The 2,965-nt window shown below is 67.0% G+C and carries 4 protein-coding genes and 1 pseudogene; all 5 read left to right on the top strand.

Going from position 1 to position 2,965, the window contains the following annotated elements:
• The first annotated feature begins 402 nt into the window (after positions 1 to 402).
• A complete protein-coding gene (locus ML01_RS26510) occupies positions 403 to 630 on the top strand; it encodes a DUF433 domain-containing protein (protein WP_058558366.1) in 228 nt (75 codons plus the stop codon).
• Positions 630 to 1,004, top strand: a complete 375-nt coding sequence (locus tag ML01_RS29840; protein ID WP_058558365.1) for a DUF5615 family PIN-like protein — start codon at positions 630 to 632, stop codon at positions 1,002 to 1,004. Before ML01_RS26510 ends, ML01_RS29840 begins: the two co-directional genes overlap by 1 nt.
• Before the next feature lie 176 nt (positions 1,005 to 1,180).
• Positions 1,181 to 1,618 (top strand): annotated as a pseudogene (locus ML01_RS31590) (cold-shock protein); the annotation flags it as partial.
• Between the two features lie 437 nt (positions 1,619 to 2,055).
• Positions 2,056 to 2,316, top strand: a complete 261-nt coding sequence (locus tag ML01_RS30940; protein WP_058558363.1) for a DUF1294 domain-containing protein — start codon at positions 2,056 to 2,058, stop codon at positions 2,314 to 2,316.
• 217 nt (positions 2,317 to 2,533) lie between these two features.
• On the top strand, positions 2,534 to 2,965 hold a 432-nt coding region (locus ML01_RS26490), incomplete at its 3' end, for a hypothetical protein (RefSeq protein WP_058558362.1).

Raw genomic sequence — 2,965 nt, 5'->3', positions numbered from 1 at the left:
CCCTGGCAGATCGCGGCTAAAGCCGCTCCCACGAAGATCCGCGCTTGCCCCTGTGGGAGCGGCTTTAGCCGCGACAGCACGCGTTCCGCAGCCCGGCCGGTCGCGGCTAAAGCCGCTCCCACGAAGATCCGCGCCTGCCCCCGTGGGAGCGGCTTTAGCCGCGACGCGTATCGGCGACCATGCTGTTCTCGTGATACCGTTCCTGCGGTGTCACGCCGCTCCGGGCGCTCCCGCGCCCGCTCCAGCACGCGCATCGCGGCGAAGCAAACCTGGCCTAGGTCGTGGTTTATATCGTGATCGGTATACGGTTTGAGCTGCTTTGCGCCGCACCTTTCCCCGTGGTTGCGACGCCGCCATACCGAGTCTATCCTCCAAGGGGAGCTTCGCTGCGCTGGCACCATCATGTCCGAACTTCACCGCATCACCGTCGATCCGGACATCTGCCACGGTAAGGCCTGCGTGCGCCATATGCGCTGGCCGGTGGAAGTCGTGCTGGACATGGTCGCATCCGGGATGTCGATTGATGACATCCTGGCTGACCACCCGGAACTGGAGCGCGAGGACATCATTGCGTGCCTGCACTACGCACGCACGCTGGTCTCGGGCGAGCCTGCCCGTCAAGTGGCCTGATGCGCGTCCTGTGCGATGTGCACGTCCCCTATGGATTGGTCAGCCGTCTCCGACAGACAGGCATCGATGCGACTCATGTAAACCGCCTCCTCAATGGCTCCGAGACCACCGACTCCGCGATTGCGGCGTACGTCGATGCCAACGATATGCTCCTCATCACTAAGGACGGTGACTTTCGAGACTCGCATTTCCTTCGCGGTACCCCCGCCCGATTGCTCCGAATTACGCTGGGCAACCTTTCCAACGCCGAGTTGACCGCCCTATTCGAAGCGCATTGGGGGACCATCACCCAGCTTGCGGAGCAGTCATGCTGCTATATGGAGCTGTCGCGTGCCGGTATCGTCCGATTCCCTCGCAATTCGCCGACATCGTAACAGCCATTGTCTGTCATGCCTGACCCTGCGCGACGGCAGATCGGCGTGTCCGCGCTGGCGGTGCAGCGCCCAAGGCCGGGAGCGCGTCAGCGCCGACCATGCCCAAGCCCCCGTGGGAGCGGCTTTAGCCGCGACAGGCGCGCGTGCCGCACCCCGGCAGATCGCGGCTAACGGCCATGGCGACCAGCGCCACCCCGCAGGATGAAAGGCGCTGCTCGCCATCGCCGTTTCCCTCACCCCGGCCCTCTCCCAACGGGAGAGGGAGGCTAACGAGCGCCGCTACGCGCGACTTTCATGGTAAAGCCGCTCCCACAAAGACCCGCGCCTCCCCCGTGGGAGCGGCTTCAGCCGCGACGCGCATCGGCGCACATGCTTCCTCGTGGTCCCGCTCCAGCGGTGTCACGCATCTCCGGGCGCTCCCGCGCCCGCTCCAGTGCCCGCACCAGTGCCGTGGCGTGCACAATCACGCAGCGCGCAAATCAAGAAACCCCATGCCCCAAGACGCAACCGCCCTGAGAGAAGGCCGCCTCGTCCGCTGGAACCAAGACAAAGCCTACGGCTTCCTGCGCCCGGATGATGGCGGCAAGGACGTCTTCATGCACCAGAGCGCCCTGCCGCAAGGCAGCGCGCCCGACATCGGCAGCCGCTGGGTGTTCAGCACCGGCAACGATCCCAACGGCCGCGGCCAGCGCGCCATCAAGGCCGTGCTGGCGACCGGCGCCGTCGCCCACAGCGCGCTGCCGGCAACCCCGAACCGCGGCACCCGACCAGCCGCGCGCCCGACGCCACGCTCGCGTCCTCACCAAGCCGCGCCCGGCCCGACGCACGCCCCACGCGAGCACAAGCCCGCCCGCGCGCAACGCCGCCGCGATCAATCCCTGCGAGCGCTGCCCCTCCCGGGTACGCCGACTTCAGTCGGCTCCCCCGGGTACGCCGACTTTAGTCGGCCCCCCAGCGCCCGGAACCTCATCCGCCCCGCAGCCGAGCATGAGCAACCGAAGTCACCTTCCCCCAGAGCCGGATCACTCCGGCGTACCCGGGACGCCGACTCATGCTCACTCAGGACAACCTCGCCGCCATCCGCCGCACCTGGCGCGTGCCGGAGTCCTCCCTGCACCTGGCGGAGCTATGCGGCGGCTGGCCCGGCGCCTACGTCGCGCAGCAGACCATGCGCCACAAAACCGTGAAGCAGCCGTATCAAGCCATCTACTGGCTGATCGTGCTGCTGCACGTCGGCGTGGCGGCGCTGTGGCTGATGGCGCCGGGCGTCGTCTTGGGTCTCGTCACCGAGCTGTCGGTCCAGCGCGGCTAGCGCGTAGCCCGGATGGAGCAAAGCGCAATCCGGGTCCGGCCGAGCCATCGGCACGGATCGCGGGAGCGACGACCGGGCGCGCCGGTACGAACCGGGCGGCAACGCCGACCGGGCGCCCGCTCCCGCATGCCGCTGCGCTGCATCCGGGCTACACTGCTGCTATGCTCTACGCAACATCGAAACCGTACACGCTCTGCCCAGCCGCGGCACCAGCCCCATGCCACTCGCCTTCAAGCTCGCCGAACAGGTCAACGACGCAACGGACGATCGCACCCGGTTCCGCTTGATTGTGGATGCGATCCGGGAGCTGGAGGAGGGTTGGCCGCGGCCGGGCGAGATTGCCCGGGGTGCAGACGTGCGCGAGACCGAGCTGCGGCTGCAGAAGGAGATCGAAGTTGTCCGTAAGGAGATCGAAGTCGTCCGTAAAGAGATAAAGGAGACCGAGCTGCGGCTGCAGAAGGAGATCGAAGTCGTCCGTAGAGAGATCAAGGAGACCGAGCTGCGGCTGCAAAAGGAAATCGCGCAGGTCCGTGTCGACCTCAAATCCACCGAGGCCAACCTCCGCACGGCCATGCATCGGCAGACGGTGTGGATCATCGGCGCCATCGGCGCCGTCACCGGCCTCGTCCGCCTGCTTGACTGGCTGCTT

The sequence above is a fragment of the Thiohalocapsa sp. ML1 genome, from assembly GCF_001469165.1.
Classification (GTDB): domain Bacteria; phylum Pseudomonadota; class Gammaproteobacteria; order Chromatiales; family Chromatiaceae; genus Thiohalocapsa.
The sequence above is the reverse complement of the archived record's forward strand: the minus strand, read 5'-3'. Positions and strand labels throughout refer to the sequence as shown.